The 22,126-nt window shown below is 52.4% G+C and carries 21 protein-coding genes; 9 read left to right on the top strand and 12 right to left on the bottom strand.

The genetic code is table 11. From position 1 onward, the window contains the following. Positions 1-60: 60 nt before the first annotated feature. From lepB to rseD, 7 genes are all read right to left on the bottom strand, one after another. Positions 61-1,035, bottom strand: coding sequence for a signal peptidase I (gene lepB / locus OGY67_RS10675; RefSeq protein ID WP_003835329.1), 975 nt, complete (start codon positions 1,033-1,035; stop codon positions 61-63). Between the two features lie 15 nt (positions 1,036-1,050). Next, positions 1,051-2,850 (bottom strand): translation elongation factor 4, encoded by a 1,800-nt coding sequence (lepA, locus tag OGY67_RS10670; protein ID WP_003037577.1) that lies wholly within the window; start codon positions 2,848-2,850, stop codon positions 1,051-1,053. 270 nt (positions 2,851-3,120) lie between these two features. Beyond that, positions 3,121-3,585 (bottom strand): SoxR-reducing system protein RseC, encoded by a 465-nt coding sequence (gene rseC, locus OGY67_RS10665; protein ID WP_003037576.1) that lies wholly within the window; start codon positions 3,583-3,585, stop codon positions 3,121-3,123. Further along, positions 3,582-4,538 (bottom strand): sigma-E factor regulatory protein RseB, encoded by a 957-nt coding sequence (gene rseB / locus OGY67_RS10660; RefSeq protein ID WP_003835334.1) that lies wholly within the window; start codon positions 4,536-4,538, stop codon positions 3,582-3,584. The genes rseC and rseB overlap by 4 nt, the downstream gene beginning before the upstream one ends. After that, positions 4,538-5,188 carry an anti-sigma-E factor RseA gene (gene rseA, locus OGY67_RS10655; RefSeq protein ID WP_008785497.1) on the bottom strand — a complete coding sequence of 217 codons (651 nt, stop codon included), beginning with the start codon at positions 5,186-5,188 and terminating at the stop codon, positions 4,538-4,540. The genes rseB and rseA overlap by 1 nt, the downstream gene beginning before the upstream one ends. A gap of 31 nt (positions 5,189-5,219) precedes the next feature. Continuing rightward, a complete protein-coding gene (gene rpoE, locus OGY67_RS10650; RefSeq protein ID WP_003037573.1) occupies positions 5,220-5,795 on the bottom strand; it encodes an RNA polymerase sigma factor RpoE in 576 nt (191 codons plus the stop codon). Further along, on the bottom strand, positions 5,792-5,956 hold the full coding sequence (rseD, locus tag OGY67_RS10645; protein WP_122973798.1) for a rpoE leader peptide RseD: 165 nt from the start codon (positions 5,954-5,956) through the stop codon (positions 5,792-5,794). Before rseD ends, rpoE begins: the two co-directional genes overlap by 4 nt. A gap of 263 nt (positions 5,957-6,219) precedes the next feature. On the opposite strand from rseD, the gene nadB reads away from it, so the two are divergent. Next, complete coding sequence (nadB, locus tag OGY67_RS10640) at positions 6,220-7,842, top strand: L-aspartate oxidase (protein WP_286573942.1); 1,623 nt, start codon at positions 6,220-6,222, stop codon at positions 7,840-7,842. Here the strand turns inward: nadB and trmN are convergent. Further along, positions 7,827-8,564 carry a tRNA(1)(Val) (adenine(37)-N(6))-methyltransferase TrmN gene (trmN, locus tag OGY67_RS10635; protein WP_048215761.1) on the bottom strand — a complete coding sequence of 246 codons (738 nt, stop codon included), beginning with the start codon at positions 8,562-8,564 and terminating at the stop codon, positions 7,827-7,829. The genes nadB and trmN overlap by 16 nt on opposite strands. Before the next feature lie 130 nt (positions 8,565-8,694). Here trmN and srmB point away from each other — a divergent pair, with 130 nt between their 5' ends. Continuing rightward, positions 8,695-10,023 carry an ATP-dependent RNA helicase SrmB gene (gene srmB / locus OGY67_RS10630; protein ID WP_003835340.1) on the top strand — a complete coding sequence of 443 codons (1,329 nt, stop codon included), beginning with the start codon at positions 8,695-8,697 and terminating at the stop codon, positions 10,021-10,023. 17 nt (positions 10,024-10,040) lie between these two features. Here srmB and OGY67_RS10625 read toward each other — a convergent pair whose 3' ends face one another. Next, positions 10,041-10,937 (bottom strand): LysR family transcriptional regulator, encoded by an 897-nt coding sequence (locus OGY67_RS10625; RefSeq protein WP_100247265.1) that lies wholly within the window; start codon positions 10,935-10,937, stop codon positions 10,041-10,043. A gap of 102 nt (positions 10,938-11,039) precedes the next feature. Between OGY67_RS10625 and eamB the strand changes: the two genes are divergently transcribed. Next, positions 11,040-11,627 (top strand): cysteine/O-acetylserine transporter, encoded by a 588-nt coding sequence (gene eamB / locus OGY67_RS10620; RefSeq protein ID WP_128611209.1) that lies wholly within the window; start codon positions 11,040-11,042, stop codon positions 11,625-11,627. A gap of 79 nt (positions 11,628-11,706) precedes the next feature. On the opposite strand, the gene grcA is transcribed toward eamB, so the two are convergent. After that, on the bottom strand, positions 11,707-12,090 hold the full coding sequence (gene grcA, locus OGY67_RS10615) for an autonomous glycyl radical cofactor GrcA (RefSeq protein ID WP_003037563.1): 384 nt from the start codon (positions 12,088-12,090) through the stop codon (positions 11,707-11,709). A gap of 317 nt (positions 12,091-12,407) precedes the next feature. On the opposite strand from grcA, the gene ung reads away from it, so the two are divergent. Then, the gene (ung, locus tag OGY67_RS10610; RefSeq protein ID WP_060683405.1) at positions 12,408-13,097 is read left to right on the top strand and encodes a uracil-DNA glycosylase; all 690 of its coding nucleotides are present in this window, start codon (positions 12,408-12,410) and stop codon (positions 13,095-13,097) included. Between the two features lie 33 nt (positions 13,098-13,130). Here ung and OGY67_RS10605 read toward each other — a convergent pair whose 3' ends face one another. Next, positions 13,131-14,210 carry a tRNA/rRNA methyltransferase gene (locus OGY67_RS10605; RefSeq protein ID WP_048234691.1) on the bottom strand — a complete coding sequence of 360 codons (1,080 nt, stop codon included), beginning with the start codon at positions 14,208-14,210 and terminating at the stop codon, positions 13,131-13,133. A 207-nt stretch (positions 14,211-14,417) separates the two neighbouring features. Between OGY67_RS10605 and trxC the strand changes: the two genes are divergently transcribed. From trxC to OGY67_RS10575, 5 genes are all read left to right on the top strand, one after another. Beyond that, positions 14,418-14,837 carry a thioredoxin TrxC gene (gene trxC, locus OGY67_RS10600; RefSeq protein ID WP_008785506.1) on the top strand — a complete coding sequence of 140 codons (420 nt, stop codon included), beginning with the start codon at positions 14,418-14,420 and terminating at the stop codon, positions 14,835-14,837. A gap of 69 nt (positions 14,838-14,906) precedes the next feature. Next, entirely contained in the window at positions 14,907-15,605 is a 699-nt protein-coding gene (gene tapT, locus OGY67_RS10595) for a tRNA-uridine aminocarboxypropyltransferase (RefSeq protein WP_003835347.1), read from the top strand. A gap of 36 nt (positions 15,606-15,641) precedes the next feature. Continuing rightward, entirely contained in the window at positions 15,642-18,302 is a 2,661-nt protein-coding gene (locus OGY67_RS10590) for a bifunctional acetate--CoA ligase family protein/GNAT family N-acetyltransferase (RefSeq protein WP_057066699.1), read from the top strand. A 114-nt stretch (positions 18,303-18,416) separates the two neighbouring features. Beyond that, a complete protein-coding gene (pssA, locus tag OGY67_RS10580) occupies positions 18,417-19,772 on the top strand; it encodes a CDP-diacylglycerol--serine O-phosphatidyltransferase (RefSeq protein WP_286573953.1) in 1,356 nt (451 codons plus the stop codon). 32 nt (positions 19,773-19,804) lie between these two features. Continuing rightward, the gene (locus tag OGY67_RS10575; RefSeq protein ID WP_008785509.1) at positions 19,805-20,140 is read left to right on the top strand and encodes a YfiM family lipoprotein; all 336 of its coding nucleotides are present in this window, start codon (positions 19,805-19,807) and stop codon (positions 20,138-20,140) included. On the opposite strand, the gene OGY67_RS10570 is transcribed toward OGY67_RS10575, so the two are convergent. Beyond that, the gene (locus OGY67_RS10570; RefSeq protein ID WP_286573941.1) at positions 20,137-21,435 is read right to left on the bottom strand and encodes an MFS transporter; all 1,299 of its coding nucleotides are present in this window, start codon (positions 21,433-21,435) and stop codon (positions 20,137-20,139) included. The two genes, OGY67_RS10575 and OGY67_RS10570, sit on opposite strands and share 4 nt — an antisense overlap. Between the last annotated feature and the right edge of the window lie 691 nt (positions 21,436-22,126).

The following is a 22,126-nucleotide window of genomic DNA, read 5'->3' as shown; positions in this document are numbered from 1 at the left end:
TATCCGAGAAATAATTCACGCTGCCGCCGTAATGACGACAACGTGAACGATTATCGGTGATTAGTGAATGCCACCAATACGGCTTAAACGCACACCGGTCGGCCATTCACCTTCTTGCTTATCGAAACTCATCCAGATAGCGGTCGCTTTACCAACCAGATTCGCTTCCGGTACAAATCCCCAGTAACGGCTGTCCGCGCTGTTATCACGGTTATCACCCATCATGAAGTAGTGTCCCGGCGGAACGATCCAGGTTGCCAACGGCTGACCAGGTTGACGGTAATACATCCCCACCTGATCCTGCGCAATCGGCACGGTCAGAATGCGGTGCGTAACCTCACCCAGCGTTTCTTTACGCTCAGAGAGGCGAATACCGTTCTCTTTTGTTTCGTTCAGCGGAACTTCAAAGAAGCCGCTGGTCGCTTCACCGCCGTTACGACGAGCAAAGGTCTGTACAAAATCACTTGGCTGAACATCAGAGTACGTTACCGGCAACGCGTTTTCACACGCCTGACCGGAACGGCATCCAGGCTGAATAGTCACCTCTTTCGCCACTGGATCGTACGTTACTTTGTCTCCCGGTAAACCGACAGCACGTTTAATGTAGTCCAGACGCGGATCTTCCGGGTATTTAAACACCACGATATCACCGCGTTTCGGATGACCGGTTTCGATCAACGTTTTCTGGTAAATCGGATCTTTAATCCCGTAGGCGAATTTCTCCACCAGGATAAAGTCACCGATAAGCAGCGTCGGCATCATCGAACCTGACGGGATCTGGAATGGTTCATAGATAAATGAACGCACCACCAGCACAATCGCCAGTACCGGGAAAACGGACGCCCCGGTTTCCAGCCAGCCTGGCTTAGGTGCCACTTTTTTCAGCGTAGCTTTATCCAGTGAATCACCTGCAGCAGCTTGCGCTGCTGCCTGACGCTCCCGGCGCTTTGGCGCGAAGATGAATTTATCTACGCACCATAAAATGCCCGTCACCAGTGTGGCAATCACCAGAATCAGGGCAAACATGTTCGCCATGCCAACTCCTTAAGATTATTTGCTGTCTTTACCGACATGCAGAATGGCGAGGAACGCTTCCTGCGGCAGTTCGACGTTACCGATCTGCTTCATGCGCTTTTTACCCTCTTTCTGTTTTTGCAGCAGCTTTTTCTTACGGCTGATATCACCACCGTAGCATTTCGCCAGAACGTTTTTACGCAGCTGCTTAACCGTTGAACGCGCGATGATGTGCGTACCAATGGCCGCCTGGATCGCGATATCAAACTGCTGGCGAGGGATCAGATCTTTCATCTTCTCAACCAGTTCACGGCCACGGCTCTGGGAGTTGTCGCGGTGGGTAATCAGCGCCAGCGCATCGACACGTTCGTTGTTGATAAGGACATCAACACGCACCATGTCAGACGCCTGGAAGCGTTTGAAGTTATAGTCCAGCGACGCATAGCCGCGAGAGGTCGACTTCAGACGGTCAAAGAAATCGAGTACGACTTCCGCCATTGGAATCTCATACGTCAGCGCCACCTGGTTACCGTGGTAAACCATGTTGGTCTGGACGCCACGCTTCTCGATACACAGGGTGATGACGTTGCCAAGGTAAGCCTGCGGCAGCAGCATGTGACACTCAGCGATCGGCTCACGCAGTTCGTAGATGTTGTTCAGCGGCGGCAGCTTGGACGGGCTATCGACGTAGATAGTCTCTTTCGCCGTGGTTTCGACTTCGTAGACTACGGTCGGCGCGGTGGTGATCAGATCCAGATCGTATTCACGCTCCAGACGTTCCTGAATGATCTCCATGTGCAGCAGACCAAGGAAGCCACAACGGAAGCCGAAGCCCAGCGCGGTAGAGCTTTCCGGTTCGTAGAACAGGGAGGCGTCGTTCAGGCTCAGTTTGCCAAGCGCGTCACGGAAGTTTTCATAGTCGTCAGAGCTCACCGGGAACAGACCGGCGTAAACCTGCGGCTTCACTTTTTTAAAGCCTGGCAGCGGTTTGTCTGCCGGGTTACGCGCCTGCGTCAGGGTATCGCCAACCGGTGCGCCGAGGATGTCTTTAATCGCACAAACCAACCAACCTACCTCGCCGCATTTCAGCTCGGTACGGTCAACCTGTTTTGGCGTGAAGATACCCAGACGGTCAGCGTTATAGACCTGACCGGTGCTCATCACTTTAATTTTGTCGCCTTTACGCATGGTGCCGTTTTTAATACGCACCAGTGACACCACGCCAAGGTAGTTATCGAACCAGGAGTCGATGATCAGCGCCTGCAATGGGCCTTCCGGATCGCCTTCCGGCGGCGGAATGTCGCGTACCAGACGTTCAAGAACGTCAGTGACGCCAACGCCGGTTTTCGCCGAGCAGCGAACGGCATCTGTCGCATCGATACCGACGATATCTTCGATCTCTTCCGCTACGCGTTCAGGATCGGCGGCTGGCAGGTCAATTTTGTTCAGTACCGGTACTACTTCCAGATCCATTTCCATGGCGGTATAGCAGTTAGCCAGGGTCTGCGCTTCTACGCCCTGTCCGGCATCAACCACCAGCAATGCGCCTTCACAGGCAGCAAGCGAGCGGGAAACTTCATACGAGAAGTCAACGTGGCCCGGGGTGTCGATAAAGTTAAGCTGATAGGTTTCACCATCAGATGCTTTGAAATCGAGCGTCACGCTCTGCGCTTTGATAGTAATACCGCGCTCACGCTCAAGATCCATCGAGTCGAGAACCTGCGCTTCCATTTCACGGTCAGACAGGCCACCGCAGATCTGGATAATACGGTCAGACAGCGTCGATTTACCGTGGTCGATGTGAGCTATGATTGAAAAGTTACGTATGTTCTTCATATAGTGTAATTATTGTGCCTTACGCCCGCCGAAGCAGGCTCTGAGAAGTCGCTGATCTGAGCTTAACGTCTGTTTAAGTGAAACGCCGCATTCTACACTACAACGCTGAGGCGAGGAAACGTTCATAGAGCAAGGATAGCGGGAACTGGAAACAACCTTGCAAAGTCGGTGAAACTTTTGCCGGATGGCGGCATAAACGCCTTATCCGGCCTACGCCTGCATCTGAGCACGCTGTAGACCAGATAAGCGCAACGCCATCAGGCAAAGATATCACTGCTGGGTTTCGACGCGAATAAGATCGGGTGGGAGAGCAACGTTCAGAATGACCGGCTGCCAGGCTTCGCGCTCAGCAAGCTTACGAGAGTATCCACGAGCAATCAGGAATCCGCCCACGCCCCCCAGCACTGCGCCGCTTAATGCCGCAAGATCGGAACCAAACAGCACCTGGAACAGCGCCGCGAAAAGAAACAGTCCCGCCAACGGAGACATGTAGACCAGCATCGCCGAACCCAGCAGGCTACCTTCGGCAATGCCCAGTTCAACTTTTTGACCAGGGGTCAAGGGTTCGTCGCAGGGCACCACGATAGTGTGTGTGGTCTGTGGTCCCAGTTTGTTCAGTACGCGGCTCCCGCATCCGGCCCGGGAAGCACAGCTGCTACATGATGCTTTAACATCACAGCTGACCGTCGCCAGACCATTTTGCCAGGAGACGACCGTCGCCCACTCTTTAATCATTGTGCTGCCCTGAACTTGATATTGTCCGCGATACGCTTCGCCGTTTGTGGTGGAAGCTCGCCCACAATCGTAATTTCCGCGTTATCACGCACGCTGGTGCTGACCGTTCTGCGGCCAGTACGCAGCAGTTGATCGGCGCTGTTCTGCGTCGCACGGTTTACGTTCACGGAGAAACTAAACAGGCCATCAGAATAAAGGCGTGATTCAATCGGCATGTTATCCATCGTCGGCAGCGGACGTCGACTGCTTGAGACCTCACTGAAACCTTGTGGCAACCACGACGGACTCCAGTTGAAGTTGGTTTTCTCGCCTGCAGGAACCGACAGCAACGGTGGTAAATTCGCTTTTGCTAACGTCTGCATGCTGTCGCTAACACCGTTATTCACGGTAAAGGAGATCACACGGAACTGTTCCAGCGTTTCGCCATCACGATCGAGGAGATCGACACGCATTGGCAGTTTGGTCTCCGTGTCCATCCAAACGATATAGCTGTAACGGGTGCCGTCACGCGCCACAACGCGGATCACTTCACAGAGCCGATCGGCAATACGGGTGCGGCCTACTGAGATAAAATCATAGTAGGGAGCAAGGCGTTTGAAATCGGTGTAAATCAGGGATGGCAGAGAGTCAACGATATAATCGCCGTTCAGCGTGAACGGTTCGAGACCAGGCTCAAAATAGCTAATTTCGTTGCCGCGTTGCACCACTTCCCGGCGCGGTCCATCCATTTGTAATAGTTGCGCGAGTGGACGGTTATCCTGGCGGGCATGACGATAACGTAGGGATTCAACACCCTGCTTATTGATGCTGACAAATGACAGCTCATAGGTTAGCGACTGGCTGGCCAGATTCATCTGCTGCAACAACGCCCCGGACGCAGGATTGGCCGAGGCGTTTACAGAGAAGAACAGGCTACCAGCCACAAGTGACATGGCAAACCAAAGTTGCTTCATTACTGCGATTGCGTTCCTAAAGTTTGAATTCCTGGCACCTGCACAGCGGCTTGCTGTGTTTGGGCCTGCTCAAACTGAAGCTGTTCAGAGTGCAGTCGACGTTGCAATTCGTAATCCTGCAACATGGCATTAATACGACGACGCTGCTCCTGTACCTGCTGTTGTTGACCGCCGCTGGCCGTCGCGTCAGAAGGTACACCCAAGCTAACCGGACTGGCTTTACCCATCATCGGTAATGTATTAAATACCGGTGTTTCGGGCTGCTGGGACGTTTCAGATTGCCCATTATAGTGCTGGACGCCAACGATAACTGCAAGTGATACGCACGCGGCCACACCCATTTGGGTAAGCTGCGCGGCCCACGGACGCATTTTCTTCCAGAATGGCATTTTCTGCCACTGGTGCGGTGCTGGCTGGGCCTCAGGAATCAATGGCGCCGTCTGACGTACTGGCTCATCCTGGATGGCGGCCATTACGCGGGCGGAAATATCGAAATGGAGAACGTCGGCGGTATCACCTCGCATGGAATCGCGAATCAGGTGATAACTCTCCCAGGTTTTTTGCATTTCCGGGTCGTGAGTTAGCTCTTTGAGTAACTCAGTATCCAGCGTTTCGCCATCCATTAAAGCGGAAAGTTTCTCTTTCTGCATGCCTAATACCTTTTCCAGTATCCCGCTATCGTCAACGCCTGATAAGCGGTTGAACTTTATTATCAATAGCTTCCCTCGCTCGGAAGATACGTGAACGCACCGTACCTACCGGACAATCCATGATAGCGGCTATCTCTTCATAGCTCAGGCCATCCAGCTCCCGCAAGGTTATTGCCATGCGTAAATCTTCCGGGAGGGACTCAATAGTTCGGAAAACTATCTGTCTCAGTTCTTCTGACAACATTAAGTTCTCAGGGTTCGAAATTTCTTTCAGTGCTCCGCCACTTTCGTAATTTTCTGCTTCAATCGCATCAATATCACTGGAAGGTGGACGACGCCCCTGAGCGACCAGGTAATTCTTCGCTGTATTGACTGCAATACGATACAGCCAGGTATAAAAAGCACTATCTCCCCGGAACGAATCCAGCGCACGATAGGCTTTGATAAATGCTTCTTGTACTACATCGGGTACATCACCCGACGGTACATAGCGAGAAACCAGACTCGCCACCTTATGCTGATAGCGCACTACCAGTAGGTTAAAGGCTTTCTGATCTCCCTTCTGGACCCGTTCTACCAGGACCTGGTCCGTTAACTGCTCGCTCATCCGAGGTAAAGTCTCCCCAAACCAAATTTCCACGCGCTTTCGAAACGCCACTCCATCAGCTTCACTATGAGCAAGCAAATGCTTAGAGTGCTCAAGTTTCGTAAAGTTCCGTTACGCATTGTTTTTTGTTTGTCATGTTGTAGACAGGTCTTATCTCTCATTATAAGTCTACATAACCCGATCAACGCACTATCTGTACAGAAATGCCCATTTCACCGCTTGCAGAGTAACCCAACGGGCACTTTATTTCATCACATAATCTGATGCTAACGGCCTGCTTCACAAAATATTTTTGCCTATTTCGCCCTCATCATGCTTTTCTTTCATGTTTAGTCATTGCAACACATTTAAAAATAAAACGTGCAGTATCGCGCAATGTGGTGCTATGGTGACCAAACACTGTTTAGTAAATTAAACAAACATCATGAATACGACTCCTGAATTATCCTGTGACGTGCTGATCATTGGCAGCGGGGCTGCCGGACTCTCACTGGCGCTGCGCCTGGCTGAAAAACATCAGGTTATTATCCTGAGCAAAGGGCCGGTCAGCGAAGGCTCGACATTTTATGCCCAGGGGGGTATTGCCGCGGTTTTCGATGAAACCGACAGTATCGACTCCCACGTTGAAGATACGCTGATTGCCGGGGCCGGGCTGTGCGATCGCCATGCGGTTGAATTTGTCGCCAGCAATGCTCGCACCTGCGTTCAATGGCTTATCGATCAGGGCGTCTTATTTGATACACAGGTTCAGCCTAACGGCGAAGAGAGCTATCACCTGACCCGTGAAGGCGGTCACAGCCATCGACGCATCCTGCACGCTGCGGATGCTACCGGCAAAGAAGTCGAAACCACCCTCGTCAGCCAGGCACAAAATCATCCCAATATCCGGGTTCTTGAGCGTAGCAACGCCGTCGACCTGATTGTCTCCGATAAAATCGGTCTGCCGGGAACGCGTCGGGTTGTTGGTGCCTGGATCTGGAATCGTAATAAAGAAGCCGTCGAAACCTGCCATGCGAAGTCGGTAGTGTTGGCCACCGGCGGCGCATCAAAGGTGTATCAATACACCACCAATCCGGATATTTCCTCGGGTGACGGGATTGCAATGGCCTGGCGCGCAGGATGCCGCGTCGCCAACCTGGAGTTTAACCAGTTTCACCCGACAGCGCTGTATCATCCGCAGGCGCGCAATTTTCTGCTAACCGAAGCGCTGCGCGGCGAAGGAGCGCACCTGAAGCGCCCGGACGGTTCACGCTTTATGCCCGATTTTGACGAACGTGGCGAATTGGCTCCCCGCGATATTGTCGCCCGCGCCATTGATCATGAAATGAAGCGCCTTGGTGCAGATTGCATGTTCCTCGATATCAGCCATAAGCCGGAAGAATTTGTTCGTCAGCATTTCCCGATGATTTATGAAAAGTTGCTGGGATTGGGCATTGATTTAACCAAAGAGCCGGTTCCCATCGTGCCTGCAGCGCACTATACCTGCGGCGGTGTGATGGTGGATGACTTTGGCCGTACCGATGTCGACGGGCTGTATGCGATCGGCGAAGTGAGTTACACCGGCCTGCATGGTGCCAACCGGATGGCATCAAACTCATTGCTGGAGTGTCTGGTTTATGGCTGGTCCGCGGCTGAAGATATCGACAGGCGCATGCCTTATGCTCGCGGCGTTAGCACGCTCCCGGGCTGGGATGAAAGCCGGGTAGAAAATCCGGATGAGTTGGTTGTTATCCAGCATAACTGGCATGAGCTGCGGCTGTTTATGTGGGATTACGTCGGTATTGTGCGTACGACCAAGCGCCTGGAGCGCGCTCTGCGCCGTATCACCATGCTGCAACAGGAAATCGACGAGTATTACGCCCATTTCCGCGTGTCGAACAATTTGTTGGAACTGCGCAATCTGGTACAGGTTGCCGAGCTGATTGTCCGCTGCGCAATGATGCGCAAAGAGAGTCGGGGCCTGCACTACACGCTGGATTACCCAGAGCAGCTTCCAGAAGCCGGCCCGTCCATTCTCTCGCCGCTAAGTCATCACATAAACAGGTAAAACGCCTGGGTCAGCGCCGTATAACCTTCAGAGTAACGTTGGTCTGGCCCACGAATCACCAGCCTGTCGCTAAAGCACTCCCCGGCCTGCGGGGAGAATGCCAGCAATACCCGATGCGGTAGTCGGGCTTCCGTTTCTGCTACATCCGTACGTAATCGCAGATGCCAGCCCATACTTAATGCCTGCTGGGTAAACGCGTTCCCAATCTGTTCCGGCAGCACGACACAAAAAAAACCTTCTTCCGTAATGCTGTCCGCCGCCAGCGTAAGCAACGCCTGGTGATCGAGCGTGGTGGTATAGCGCGCCTGCTCGCGCTGCGGTGTAGCACATTCCACGCCCTGTTCATAATAGGGAGGGTTGCTGATTATCAAATCAAAACGCACGGTCTGACGCGGTATCCACTGCTGTGCATCTTCTGTATGAACACTCACGCGATGCATCCACGGAGATTGCGCGATGTTCTCCTGCGCCTGCTGCGCGGCATCGACATCAAGCTCCACGGCGTCAATGATGACGTTTTCATCAGTGCGCTGGGCCAACATCAGCGCCAACAGGCCGCTCCCGGTACCGATATCCAGGATCCGCTTTACGCCCGCAACGGGGGCCCAGGCCCCCAATAAAATGCCGTCTGTTCCGACTTTCATTGCACAGCGATCGTGTGCCACAAAAAACTGCTTAAAAGTAAATCCATTACGTCTCAGTACGGATGTAGACTGGGGCATGAAGAACAACCTTCCTGGAAAAAAAACGATAACATAGGATAAAAACAATACCTGAGAAGGTATATCCATACAAACAGATGAAGATTGCAGCCGTAACGTCTATAATCAGCGCCCCACTCAGAGGTAGAACATGACTGTAACGACTTTTTCCGAACTTGAACTCGATGAAAGCCTTCTGGATGCCCTCCAGGAAAAAGGTTTCACTCGCCCGACCGCCATTCAGGCTGCCGCCATTCCGCCTGCGCTCGATGGCCGTGATGTACTCGGTTCTGCGCCGACAGGCACCGGTAAAACGGCGGCATATTTGCTGCCAGCGTTGCAGCACCTGCTCGACTTCCCGCGCAAGAAATCTGGTCCGCCGCGCATTTTAATCCTGACGCCAACGCGCGAACTGGCGATGCAGGTTGCCGAACACGCTCGTGAGCTGGCGAAGAATACACATCTGGATATCGCTACAATTACCGGCGGCGTGGCTTACATGAACCACATGGAAGTCTTTAGCGAAAACCAGGACATCGTGGTCGCCACCACGGGTCGTCTGCTGCAATACATTAAAGAAGAAAACTTCGACTGCCATGCGGTTGAAACGCTAATTCTCGATGAAGCAGACCGTATGCTGGACATGGGCTTTGCCCAGGACATCGAGCATATCGCCGGTGAAACACGCTGGCGTAAGCAAACCATGCTGTTTTCCGCCACGCTGGAAGGCGATGCGATTAAAGATTTTGCCGAGCGTCTGTTGGAAGACCCGGTCGAAGTCTCAGCGGATCCGTCCACCCGTGAACGCAAGAAGATCCATCAGTTTTACTACCGTGCCGATGACATCGAGCACAAAACTGCCATGCTGATCCACCTGTTAAAACAGCCGGAAGCGACTCGCTCGATTGTCTTCGTACGCAAACGTGAGCGTGTGCACGAACTGGCAGGCTGGCTGCGCCAGGCGGGCATTAATAACTGCTATCTCGAAGGCGAGATGGTGCAGAACAAACGTAACGAAGCGATCAAACGCCTGACCGATGGTCGTGTGAACGTGCTGGTAGCAACCGACGTCGCCGCTCGCGGGATCGATATTCCTGACGTCAGCCACGTGTTTAACTTCGACATGCCGCGCAGTGGCGATGCCTATCTGCACCGTATTGGCCGTACCGGTCGTGCTGGCCGTAAAGGCACTGCGATCTCTTTGGTTGAAGCGCACGACCACCTGCTGCTCGGCAAAGCGAGCCGCTATATTGACGAACCGCTGAAAGCTCGCGTCATTGACGAACTGCGTCCAACCACGCGCGCGCCAAGTGAGAAATCTAACGGTAAGCCATCCAAGAAAGTGCTGGCGAAGCGCGCTGAGAAAAAGGCGAAAGAGAAAGAGAAGCCGCGGGTGAAAAAACGTCACCGCGACGCCAAAAATATCGGCAAACGTCGTAAGCCGAGCGGAGCTGCTACCCAGCAGTCCGACAAAGAGTAAACCGAATGCCGGGCCATTTAGCCCGGCATTTTTTCACGTGATGCAAAACTCTCTTCAATGCACTCAAGAAACACCCGCATCGCCGGGCTAACGACTTTTCCGGCATGATAACCACACAATGCCGTAATTAACTCAGGTTGTTCACTGAACGGTAATTCAATCAACTCCCCTGAACGTAACTCCTTCTCGACGGCAAAATGCGGCAAAAAGCTGATCCCAAGATTTGCCGATACGCACTGCTTAATACTTTCAATGCTCCATAACTCAATGGTATTTTCCAGCGTAATCTGTCGTTTACGCAGTAGCCCCTCGAAGCGTTGTCTGAAAATACATTGCGGCTCATTAATGATAAAACTGCAGGGAATGTGCTGGTTATGCTGAGTAAAATCAACGTGCTGAAGCAGTGGCGAAGCAACTAATGCCAGTGACTGATCGCCAAGCGGCATCAACTCCAGGGCATCGTCATTACCCACCCGATAAAAGACCCCCAGATCAACATCATCACTGAGCAATGCATCGCGAATGACATAACAATTCAGCGACTGTAAAGACAGCCGCACATGGGGCGCACGTTGTTTAAATCGCTGTAAAACCTGCGGCATTTTATACGCCAGCAGCGTTTCACCTGTTGCGACACGTAGATCGCCGCTCGGCTGCGCATCCTGATGTGCCGACTGTCGAATCGATGCCATCACGCGCGTCAGGTCATGGATATGCGGCATCAGCCGTTTTCCCTCACTGGTGAGACACATCCGGCGACCAATTTTTTCAAACAACTGCACCGAAAGCTCTTGCTCAAGCTGTTGAATATGAAAGGTAACCGTTGATTGCGTACAGCACAGTTTTTGTGATGCCCGCAGAAATGAGCCCTCTTCCACCACCGTTTTTAGCGTAATAAACCGACGTAAATCCATCCGCACCAACCCATCGAAAATATCGAATTCAGAATGCAAAAACATTCATTTTTTTAAATATTTAGTCTCGGGTACTGTCTATCAAAACAAAGGAGATAACAAGTGACCCCCACCCTTTTAAGTGCATTCTGGACCTATACATTGATTACCGCGCTAACTCCCGGACCAAACAACATCCTTGCGCTCAGTGCCGCGACGTCACACGGTTTTCGTCAGAGTACACGCGTACTGGCCGGAATGAGCCTGGGCTTTTTAATCGTCATGCTGATGTGCGCCGGGATTTCATTTTCACTGGCGGTCATGGATCCAGCCATCATCCATTTGCTTAGTTGGGCTGGGGCCGCTTATATCCTGTGGCTGGCGCTGAAGATCGCCACCAGCCCGACCTCGAACGATAGATTGCAGTCAGAGCCGATTAGCTTCTGGGCAAGTTTTGGCTTGCAGTTTGTTAACGTGAAAATCATTTTGTACGGCATTACCGCGTTATCCACGTTCGTATTACCGTACACTCAGGACGCCCACTGGCTGATTGGGGTGAGTATTCTGTTAGCGCTGATCGGCACCTTCGGGAATGCCTGCTGGGCGCTGGCGGGCCATCTTTTTCAGCGCGTTTTTTGCCGTTACGGTCGACAGTTGAATATCATTCTGGCGCTGCTGTTGGTGTATTGCGCGGTGAGGATCTTTTACTAACAGATGCAAAAAAGCGGAAGACGCACTGGCATCTTCCGCTTTTTGATTCTCTACTAAACGGGGTTATTCCCCGTGAGCCTTACAGGCTCTCAGTAAAGGTACGAGCAATAACGTCGCGCTGCTGTTCTGGGGTCAGAGAGTTGAAACGCACTGCATAACCAGAAACACGGATGGTCAGCTGCGGATATTTTTCCGGATGCTTAACTGCATCTTCCAGCGTTTCGCGACGCAGAACGTTCACGTTCAGGTGCTGACCACCTTCCACGCGTACTTCCGGCTGTACGTCTACCGGTACTTCACGGTATTCGATTTCGCCCAGTTTGCTGACTGCAACGACTTCATCAGCATTGAAACCTGCTTTCGCAACGATGCAGCGTGCTTCGCCTTTTTCGCTGTCCAGCAGCCAGAAAGAGTTCAGCAGGTCGTCGTTTGCAGCTTTAGTAATCTGGATACCTGTAATCATTTGATGCCTCCCCGGCAAAATTATTTGATCTCGGTTGGCCGTCATCCGGCCAATTGGTAAAACCATTGTTGCTTGAGTGTATATATACCCCTCACACACCCTTGAATCTTTGATTTAAATCAATAAAAACCACACATGAAAAGTGGTGATAGGTGGATTTTATTGTTTTACATCAACTTACGCCATGTATGCAGATAAACTTTTTACATAAATTTTCAACTATCTTTAAGGGGTAGACCATTGAGTAACGTACAGAATTTTGCGACGTCGAAAGAAGCAGTTAAGCTAGGGGGATTGAAAATTCGCAGGAGAGCGAGATGGCCACCGAATTAACCTGGCACGATGTGCTGGCTGAAGAGAAACAGCAGCCTTATTTTGTTAACACACTGCATACTGTTGCCGGCGAGCGTCAATCGGGAATGACAATTTATCCGCCGCAAAAAGATGTGTTTAACGCTTTTCGCTTTACCGAGCTTGGTGACGTGAAAGTCGTCATCCTGGGTCAGGATCCTTACCACGGTCCAGGCCAGGCACACGGTCTCGCGTTCTCTGTTCGCCCCGGCATTGCCACTCCACCCTCGTTGCTGAACATGTACAAAGAGCTGGAGGCAACGATTCCAGGTTTCACGCGCCCAACGCACGGATATCTGGAAAGCTGGGCACGCCAGGGGGTACTGTTACTTAACACCGTACTCACCGTCCGCGCCGGCCAGGCACATTCTCACGCCAGCCTTGGGTGGGAAACATTTACCGATAAAGTCATCAGTCTGATTAACCAACATCGGGAAGACGTGGTTTTCCTGCTCTGGGGTTCTCACGCACAGAAGAAAGGCGCGATTATTGATACGCAGCGTCACCATGTGTTGAAAGCGCCCCACCCATCACCGCTCTCTGCGCATCGCGGTTTCTTTGGCTGCAATCACTTTGTACTGGCGAATGAATGGCTGGAACAACGAGGTGAAAAGCCAATTGACTGGATGCCGGTATTACCCGCAGAAAGCGAGTAAAAAAATGCCAGCGATTCGCTGGCATTTTTATTATCAGGCTTTGTTCTGACGCCACCACTCCGCGAGCAGCACGCCTGTTGCCACAGAAACGTTGAGCGTTTCTACCTTGCCAGTGCCGTCAATTGCAACACACAGATCGTCGGCTGAGCATGCTGCTTCTGGCAGAGCTTCACGCTCACGCCCTAATACCAGCACCATTTTTTCCGGCAGCGTGGTAGTAAACAGCGGTTTGCCTTTCGCGCTTGAGGTCATCACAACCGTGTAACCCGCCTGGCGGAAGTCGTCCAGCACATCAACAATGCTGTCGCCGGTAATCGGCTGAACGTGCTCTGCACCACCTTCAGCGGTACGGATGGCCGCACCTGATTCCAGCAGCGCCGCATCCTGAACCACTACGCCTTTCACACCGAAGTGCGCGCAGCTACGCATCATGCCGCCCAGGTTATGCGGGTTAGCGATATCTTCCAGTGCCAGCACGCAATCCTGCGCCCCTGCCTGACCGACCCACTGCTTAACGGTAGTACCGTTACGTTTTTTGATCAGGAAACAGACGCCACCATGGTGTTCAGTGCCAGAGGCTTTCGCCAGCTCGGCTTCGTCAACCACGTGATAGGCTTTGCGGTTTGCCGCCATCCAGCGTAATGCTTCTTTAAAGCGCGGGGTTACGCTCTGAACAAACCAGGCGCGGACGATGGCGTCCGGACGACTCTGGAACAGAGCCTGACAGGCATTCTCACCGTAAACGCGGGTTTCTTCCGCACGCTGACGGCGTAATACTTCAGGATCGATAAAGCTCTTACCGCTAATACCGCCGTGATCGGCTTTATCCGCTGCGTCATCATTCGGTGCGCGGGACACGGTACGCCACGGTGAATCTTCACGTCTGCGGTCACGTTCTACATCGCGGTCACGACCACGTTCACGACCGCGTTCGCTGTTCGGACCCTTTCGGTCATCACGGGCAGGGCGACGACCGCCTTCGGCTCGGGAAGTACCGGGGCGACCGCCGCCTTTGCCAGTACGTGGATTTTGGGTGCGTTTATCCGAGTCATCGTCACTGCGGACGTACATCACTTTGACCTTGCCGTTTTTGTTCTTCAGTTCGTCGCTCATGTTTTTCTCCACCTGCTCTGCGCGAAGCGCGCAGATTACCCGATGTGCACGTCGTTAGCCATTATTTCATTTAAAAGCTAAGGACTATTGTACTCATTGAATAAAACGCATTGTTGTTTAGAACAGACTCCCCGATAATATGTAACATAATAGAAACATACTGGCGTTCCTGCCGTGAAGTCCACTCCACTCATCCAGAGGTTAGTTATGAATACCGTTTGTACCAGCTGCCAGGCTATCAACCGCATCCCCGACGATCGTGTCCAGGAAGCGGCTAAATGCGGACGCTGTGGTCACGACCTGTTTGATGGGGAGGTGATCAATGCGACCGGTGAGACACTGGATAAACTGTTAAAAGACGATCTCCCGGTGGTCGTTGACTTTTGGGCCCCCTGGTGTGGTCCATGTCGTAACTTCGCCCCGATTTTTGAAGATGTCGCGGAAGAGCGTAGCGGTAAAGTGCGTTTTGTTAAAGTGAATACGGAAGCCGAGCGTGAACTCAGCGCCCGTTTCGGTATCCGCAGCATTCCGACCATTATGATTTTCAAAAAAGGGGAAATCGTCGACATGCTTAACGGCGCTGTACCAAAAGCCCCATTTGATAGCTGGCTTAACGAATCATTATAATCTCTACGGGGCGCATCTTGTGCCCCGTTTTCACCTCTGCGACAATAGCGTTTTTCAACGTGTTTCCCCATGACCGATAACGCTGTTCTTCAGTTACGCGCTGAGCGCCTCGCGCGCGCCACGCGTCCTTTCCTTGCCCGAGGTAATCGCGTTCGCCGCTGTCAGCGCTGCCTGCTGCCGCAGAAACTCTGCTTGTGCGCAACGCTGGCACCCTCAGAGGCAAAAAGTCGCTTTTGTCTGGTGATGTTTGATACCGAGCCGATGAAGCCCAGCAACACGGGGCGTTTGATTGCTGATATTCTGCCCGATACCACGGCTTTTCAGTGGTCACGCACCGAGCCGCCGCAGGCGCTGCTGGAACTGGTGAAAAATCCGGATTACCAGCCGATGGTTGTATTCCCGGCCTCCTATGCGGGTGAAGAGCGTGAAGTGATTTTCACGCCACCAGCCGGTAAGCCACCATTGTTTATCATGCTCGACGGTACCTGGCCTGAGGCGCGTAAAATGTTCCGCAAAAGCCCGTACCTCGATAACCTACCGGTGATCTCCGTTGATTTATCACGCCTTTCTGCTTACCACCTGCGTGGCGTTCACGCTGAAGGGCAATATTGCACTGCCGAAGTGGCCATCGCCTTGTTGGATCTGGCGGGAGATACGCAAGCCGCAGAAGGGTTAAGCGATCATTTCACTCGCTTTAAAACCCGCTACCTGGCAGGAAAAACTCAACATCAGGGAAGCGTCACAGCAGATTCATCAGAAAACGTTTAAAATCATTCGGTCACTGGTGTCATTAAGGAAGCCGATATGAGTCAGCGTGGTCTGGAAGCACTACTGCGACCGAAATCCATTGCGGTGATTGGGGCGTCAATGAAGCCTAATCGCGCGGGTTACCTGATGATGCGTAACCTGCTTGCCGGCGGTTTCAATGGACCTGTTTTACCGGTGACGCCCGCATGGAAAGCGGTGCTGGGCGTACTGGCATGGCCCAATATCAACAGCCTGCCCTTTAGCCCGGATCTCGCCGTGTTGTGCACCAATGCCAGCCGTAACCTTGCGTTACTCGAAGCGCTTGGCGAGAAAGGCTGTAAAACCTGCATTATTCTTTCAGCTCCCGCGGCGCAGCACGCAGAGCTGCTGGCCTGCGCATCACGCTACAACATACGTTTGCTGGGCCCCAACAGCCTGGGACTTCTCGCGCCCTGGCAAGGGCTTAACGCCAGCTTTTCCCCCGTCCCGATTAAGCGCGGCAAGCTGGCTTTTATCTCTCAATCCGCTGCCGTATCCAATACCATACTCGACTGGGCACAGCAGAGAGAAATGGGCTTTTCTTACTTTATCGCGCTGGGTGATAGCCTGGATATCGACGTTGATGAGCTGCTGGATTACCTGGCGCGCGACAGCAAAACCAGCGCGATATTGCTGTATCTCGAGCATTTAAGTGATGCCCGACGCTTTGTTTCCGCCGCCCGCAGCGCCTCGCGCAATAAACCTATTTTGGTGATTAAGAGCGGTCGTAGTCCAGCGGCGCAGCGTTTACTGCATACCAGCGCCGGGATGGACCCTGCGTGGGATGCCGCTATTCAGCGTGCCGGTTTATTACGCGTGCAAGACACTCACGAGCTGTTTTCGGCGGTCGAAACCCTGAGCCACATGCGTCCACTACGTGGCGACAGGCTGATGATCATCAGCAATGGGGCCGCGCCTGCCGCACTGGCATTAGATGAACTGTGGTCAAAAAATGGCAAGTTGGCGACGTTGAGTGAAGACACCTGCCAGAAATTACGCGATGCATTGCCTGAACATGTTGATATCGCCAACCCGCTGGATCTGCGTGATGACGCCAGCAGCGAACACTACGTTAAGACGCTGGATATTTTGCTCGCCAGCCAGGATTTCGACGCGCTGATGGTGATTCATTCACCCAGCGCAGCCGCTCCCGGAACCGAAAGCGCACTGGCATTGATTGAAGCGGTAAAGCATCACCCCCGAGGAAAATTCGTCTCGTTGCTGACCAACTGGTGCGGAGAGTTTTCCTCTCAGGAAGCCCGCAGACTGTTTAGCGAAGCCGGACTGCCCACCTACCGCACGCCGGAAGGTACCATCACCGCATTTATGCATATGGTGGAGTATCGGCGAAACCAGAAGCAGCTGCGGGAAACGCCTGCGCTGCCTGACAGCCTGACCTCCAACACCGCCGAAGCGCATAATCTGTTACAGCGGGCGATTGCTGAAGGAGCGACATCGCTTGATACCCATGAAGTGCAGCCGATTTTACAGGCTTATGGCTTACACACGCTGCCAACGTGGATCGCCAGCGACAGCGCGGAAGCCGTACACATCGCGGAGCAAATCGGCTACCCGGTGGCGCTCAAGCTGCGTTCTCCTGATATTCCGCATAAATCAGAAGTTCAGGGGGTGATGCTCTACCTGCGTACAGCCACTGAAGTACAGCAGGCCGCCAATGCAATTTTCGATCGGGTAAAAATGGCCTGGCCGCAGGCACGCATTCACGGCTTATTAGTGCAAAGTATGGCGAATCGCGCCGGCGCTCAGGAGCTTCGTGTCGTCGTTGAACACGACCCGGTATTTGGCCCGTTGATTATGTTGGGTGAAGGTGGTGTTGAGTGGCGACCGGAAGATCAAGCCGTGGTGGCATTGCCGCCATTGAACATGAATCTGGCGCGTTATCTGGTGATCCAGGGGATCAAAAATAAAAAGATCCGCGCGCGCAGCGCACTGCGCCCATTGGATATCGCCGGGTTGAGCCAACTTCTGGTGCAGGTCTCCAACCTGATCGTCGATTGCCCGGAAATTCAGCGTCTGGATATTCATCCGCTGCTGGCCTCGGCCGGAGAATTTACCGCGCTGGACGTTACGCTGGATATTGCCCCTTTCACGGGCGATAACGAAAGCAGACTGGCTGTACGTCCCTACCCTCATCAGCTTGAAGAGTGGGTGGAGTTGAAGAACGGCGAGCGCTGTCTGTTCCGCCCCATTTTGCCGGAGGATGAACCTCATCTTCAGCAGTTCATTTCTCAGGTGACAAAAGAAGATCTTTATTATCGCTATTTCAGTGAGATCAACGAATTTACCCACGAAGATTTAGCCAATATGACGCAGATCGACTACGATCGGGAAATGGCCTTTGTTGCGGTGCGTTGTAAAGATAATCACGAAGAGATCCTCGGCGTAACGCGAGCAATCTCGGATCCTGATAACGTAGACGCTGAGTTTGCCGTACTGGTTCGTTCCGATCTCAAAGGGCTTGGACTGGGTCGCCGATTGATGGAAAAATTAATTGCCTATACTCGAGATCACGGACTTATACGTTTGAATGGTATTACGATGCCGAACAATCGTGGGATGGTCGCCCTGGCCCGAAAACTCGGGTTTGTTGTTGACGTCCAGCTCGAAGAGGGAATTGTTGGGCTAACGCTTAATCTGGCCCAATGTGAGGAATCGTGAGTAAGGTACTGGAAATGTTGACCACATTAATGGGTACTGGTGGTATCATTGCCCGCTTATGTCGTCTGCATAGCACAGAGGACCCTTCAATGAACAGAGAAGAAATGCACTGTGATGTTGTCAAAATTTAAGCGTAATAAACATCAACAACACCTTGCCCAACTACCCAAGATTTCTCAGTCAGTTGATGATGTAGATTTCTTTTATGCTCCCGCTAATTTCAGGGAGACTCTGCTGGAAAAAATAGCCAGCGCGACGCGACGGATCTGCATTATTGCGCTGTACCTGGAACAGGATGACGGTGGTAAAGGCATACTTGACGCTCTCTATGCGGCAAAACGGCTGCGTCCTGAACTGGATGTCCGGGTGCTTGTCGACTGGCACCGAGCCCAGCGCGGTCGTATTGGTGCTGCGGCATCCAATACCAATGCTGACTGGTATTGCCGAATGGCGCAAGAAAACCCTGGTATCGATATTCCTGTCTATGGCGTTCCGATTAACACCCGCGAAGCGCTTGGCGTCCTGCATTTCAAAGGCTTTATCATTGATGACAGCGTCCTGTACAGCGGGGCCAGTCTGAACGATGTTTACCTGCATCAGCATGATAAATATCGCTATGACCGTTATCAGTTGATTCGCAACGCGCAAATGGCCGATATCATGTTCGATTGGGTGACGCAAAACCTGATGAACGGTCGCGGCGTTAACCGTCTTGATGATATCAACCGCCCTAAAAGCCCAGAAATTAAAAACGACATCCGCCTGTACCGTCAGGAACTGCGCGATGCGTCATTCCATTTTCAGGGTGATGCTGATAACGAACAGCTTTCGGTTACGCCTCTGGTGGGCCTTGGGAAATCCAGTCTGTTAAATAAGACCATTTTCCATCTTATGCCCTGCGCGGAGCACAAGCTTACAATCTGTACCCCTTATTTCAACCTTCCCGCCATACTGGTGCGCAATATCATTCAACTGCTGCGTGAAGGGAAAAAGGTTGAAATCATTGTCGGTGATAAAACCGCCAACGACTTTTTCATCCCGGAAGATGAGCCATTCAAGATCATCGGTGCGCTGCCTTATCTGTATGAAATAAATCTGCGCCGTTTCTTGAGCAGATTGCAGTATTACGTGAATACCGACCAGTTGGTCGTGCGCTTATGGAAAGATGATGACAATACCTATCATCTGAAAGGTATGTGGGTTGATGATAAATGGATGCTGCTCACCGGCAACAACCTTAACCCTCGCGCCTGGCGTCTGGATCTGGAAAACGCCATCCTTATCCACGATCCTAAGCAAGAGCTCACCCCTCAGCGCGATAAAGAGCTGGAGCTTATCCGTACGCATACTACCGTCGTTAAGCACTATCGCGACCTGCAAAGCATTGCTGACTATCCAGTCAAAGTGCGTAAGCTCATCCGTCGACTACGCCGTATTCGTATAGACAGATTAATTAGCCGTATTCTGTAATCAAGACCCCGTCCAGTGACGGGGTTTTTCATATGGAGGTAACGGTGCGCCTGTTCATTCTTACCAGTGTCCTTGCCATTTCGGGCTGCAGCCATATGGCTAACGACCAGTGGAGCGGACAAGACAAAGCTCAACACTTCATCGCCTCCGCCATGCTTGCCGCAGCCGGCAATGAATATGCCCAACATCAGGGCAACAGCCGCGATCGCAGTGCGGCTATCGGCCTGATGTTCTCAGTCAGCCTGGGTGCGTCAAAAGAGCTATGGGACAGCCGTCCCGCAGGGAGCGGCTGGAGCTGGAAGGACTTCGCCTGGGATGTTGCAGGCGCATCTACCGGCTATGCGGTCTGGCAACTGGCACATTACTAGAGGCGCAGACCTTTCCCTTTCCCATGCAGCATTAGCGATACTAAAAACGCAACTACTGCCAGCCCAGTGACGTACCAGAAGAATGTCGTTTCCATACCAACAGACTTCAGGGACAACGCGACATATTCGGCTGAACCGCCAAACAGCGCATTGGCCACCGCATAAGATAAGCCGACCCCAAGAGCGCGCACCTGCGCCGGGAACATTTCAGCCTTCAGAATACCGCTAATTGACGTATAGAAACTGACGATTAACAGAGCACACATCACCAGAGCAAACGCCATATACGGGGATGTTACGCTTTGCAATGCTGTCAGAATGGGAACGGTGAAAATCGCGGCCAACGCGCCAAAACACAGCATTGAAGTACGCCGGCCAATTTTGTCTGACAAGGCGCCGAACAGCGGTTGTACCAGCATGAACACACACAATGCCGCCGTCATAATCCCGCTGGCTACGTTGGCATGCATACCGGCTGTGTTAACCAGGTACTTCTGCATATAGGTTGTGAACGTATAAAAACACAATGATCCCGCGGCGGTAAAACCAAGCACCATGACAAAAGCTTTGCGATTACGCCACAGACCTTTCAGGGAACCCGCTTCTTTCAGCGCGCGAACATCCTGTTTCGAGGTTTCATCCAGTTGGCGACGCAACCATAGCGCAACAATAGCCAGCACGGCGCCCAACGCAAATGGAATACGCCAACCCCATTCTCTGAGCGCAGAGTCTTCTAACGTGTGCTGTAATATGACCACAACCAGTAATGCCAGTAACTGTCCGCCGATTAACGTTACGTACTGGAATGAAGCATAAAAACCTTTCTTACCTTCAACGGCGACTTCACTCATATAGGTCGCGCTGGTTCCGTATTCACCACCGACAGATAACCCCTGGAATAGCCTTGCCAGCAGTAATAGCGCAGGCGCCCAGGTACCGATAGTTTCATATCCCGGTAGACAAGCGATCACCAACGATCCCATGCACATCATACAAACGGACAGCAACATTGACTTTTTACGCCCGTGCTTATCCGCGATACGGCCAAACAGCCAGCCTCCAATTGGTCGCATCAAGAAGCCAGCGGCAAAAACGCCGGCGGTTTGTAAGAGTTGTGTGGTGGTATTTCCTGATGGAAAAAAGATATGAGCAAAATAAAGAGAGCAGAATGAATAGATATAGAAATCAAACCATTCGACCAGATTCCCTGATGATGCTCCGACAATCGCCCATATACGACGACGGGTATCGCCGTCTGCCAGCGCCCCGTTCTCAGTTACACTACTATCAGCCATTAGAATTGTACCCCTGCCAACGATCGCGTGAATTTATCAATGATGGTTGTGTGTTTTTTAGTGAATAGAATGTTATATAATTGTTATATCTTATTGTGCGGTAAAGATCACGATTTTAATTAGCAGAGAAAGGATTCAGATATGTTCTGAGGGAGAGATCCGTGTAGTAGATCGAGACAGTGTGCTTTTGTTGGTCGATTAAGGCTGTTACGCCGCATCCGGCAATGTACCGCCGCGTTGCCTGATGCGCTGCGCTTATCAGGCCTACAAAATACGTTCAGCCCAGCCCCTGTAGGCCGGATAAGGCGGTACGCCGCATCCGGCAATGTACCGCCGCGTTGCCTGATGCGCTGCGCTTATCAGGCCTACAAAATACGTTCAGCCCAGCCCCTGTAGGCCGGATAAGGCGGTACGCCGCATCCGGCAATGTACCGCCGTGTTGCCTGATGCGCTGCGCTTATCAGGTCTACAAAATACGTTCAGCCCGGCCCCTGTAGGCCGAATAAGGCGGCACGCCGCATCCGGCGGTTTTCATTCCGCACAGACGCAAAAAAGCCCATCCGTCAGGATGGGCTTCTTCACTAAATTAATGCCTGGCAGTTTATGGCGGCCGTCCTGCCCGCCACCCTCCGGGCCGTTGCTGCGCAACGTTCAAATCCGCTCCCGGCGGATTTGTCCTCCTCAGGAGAGC

It is taken from the genome of Citrobacter sp. Cpo015 (genome assembly GCF_030333035.1).
Taxonomy (GTDB): domain Bacteria; phylum Pseudomonadota; class Gammaproteobacteria; order Enterobacterales; family Enterobacteriaceae; genus Citrobacter; species Citrobacter portucalensis.
Note: the sequence above shows the minus strand (reverse complement) of the source record. Positions and strands in the feature narration are given on the sequence as shown.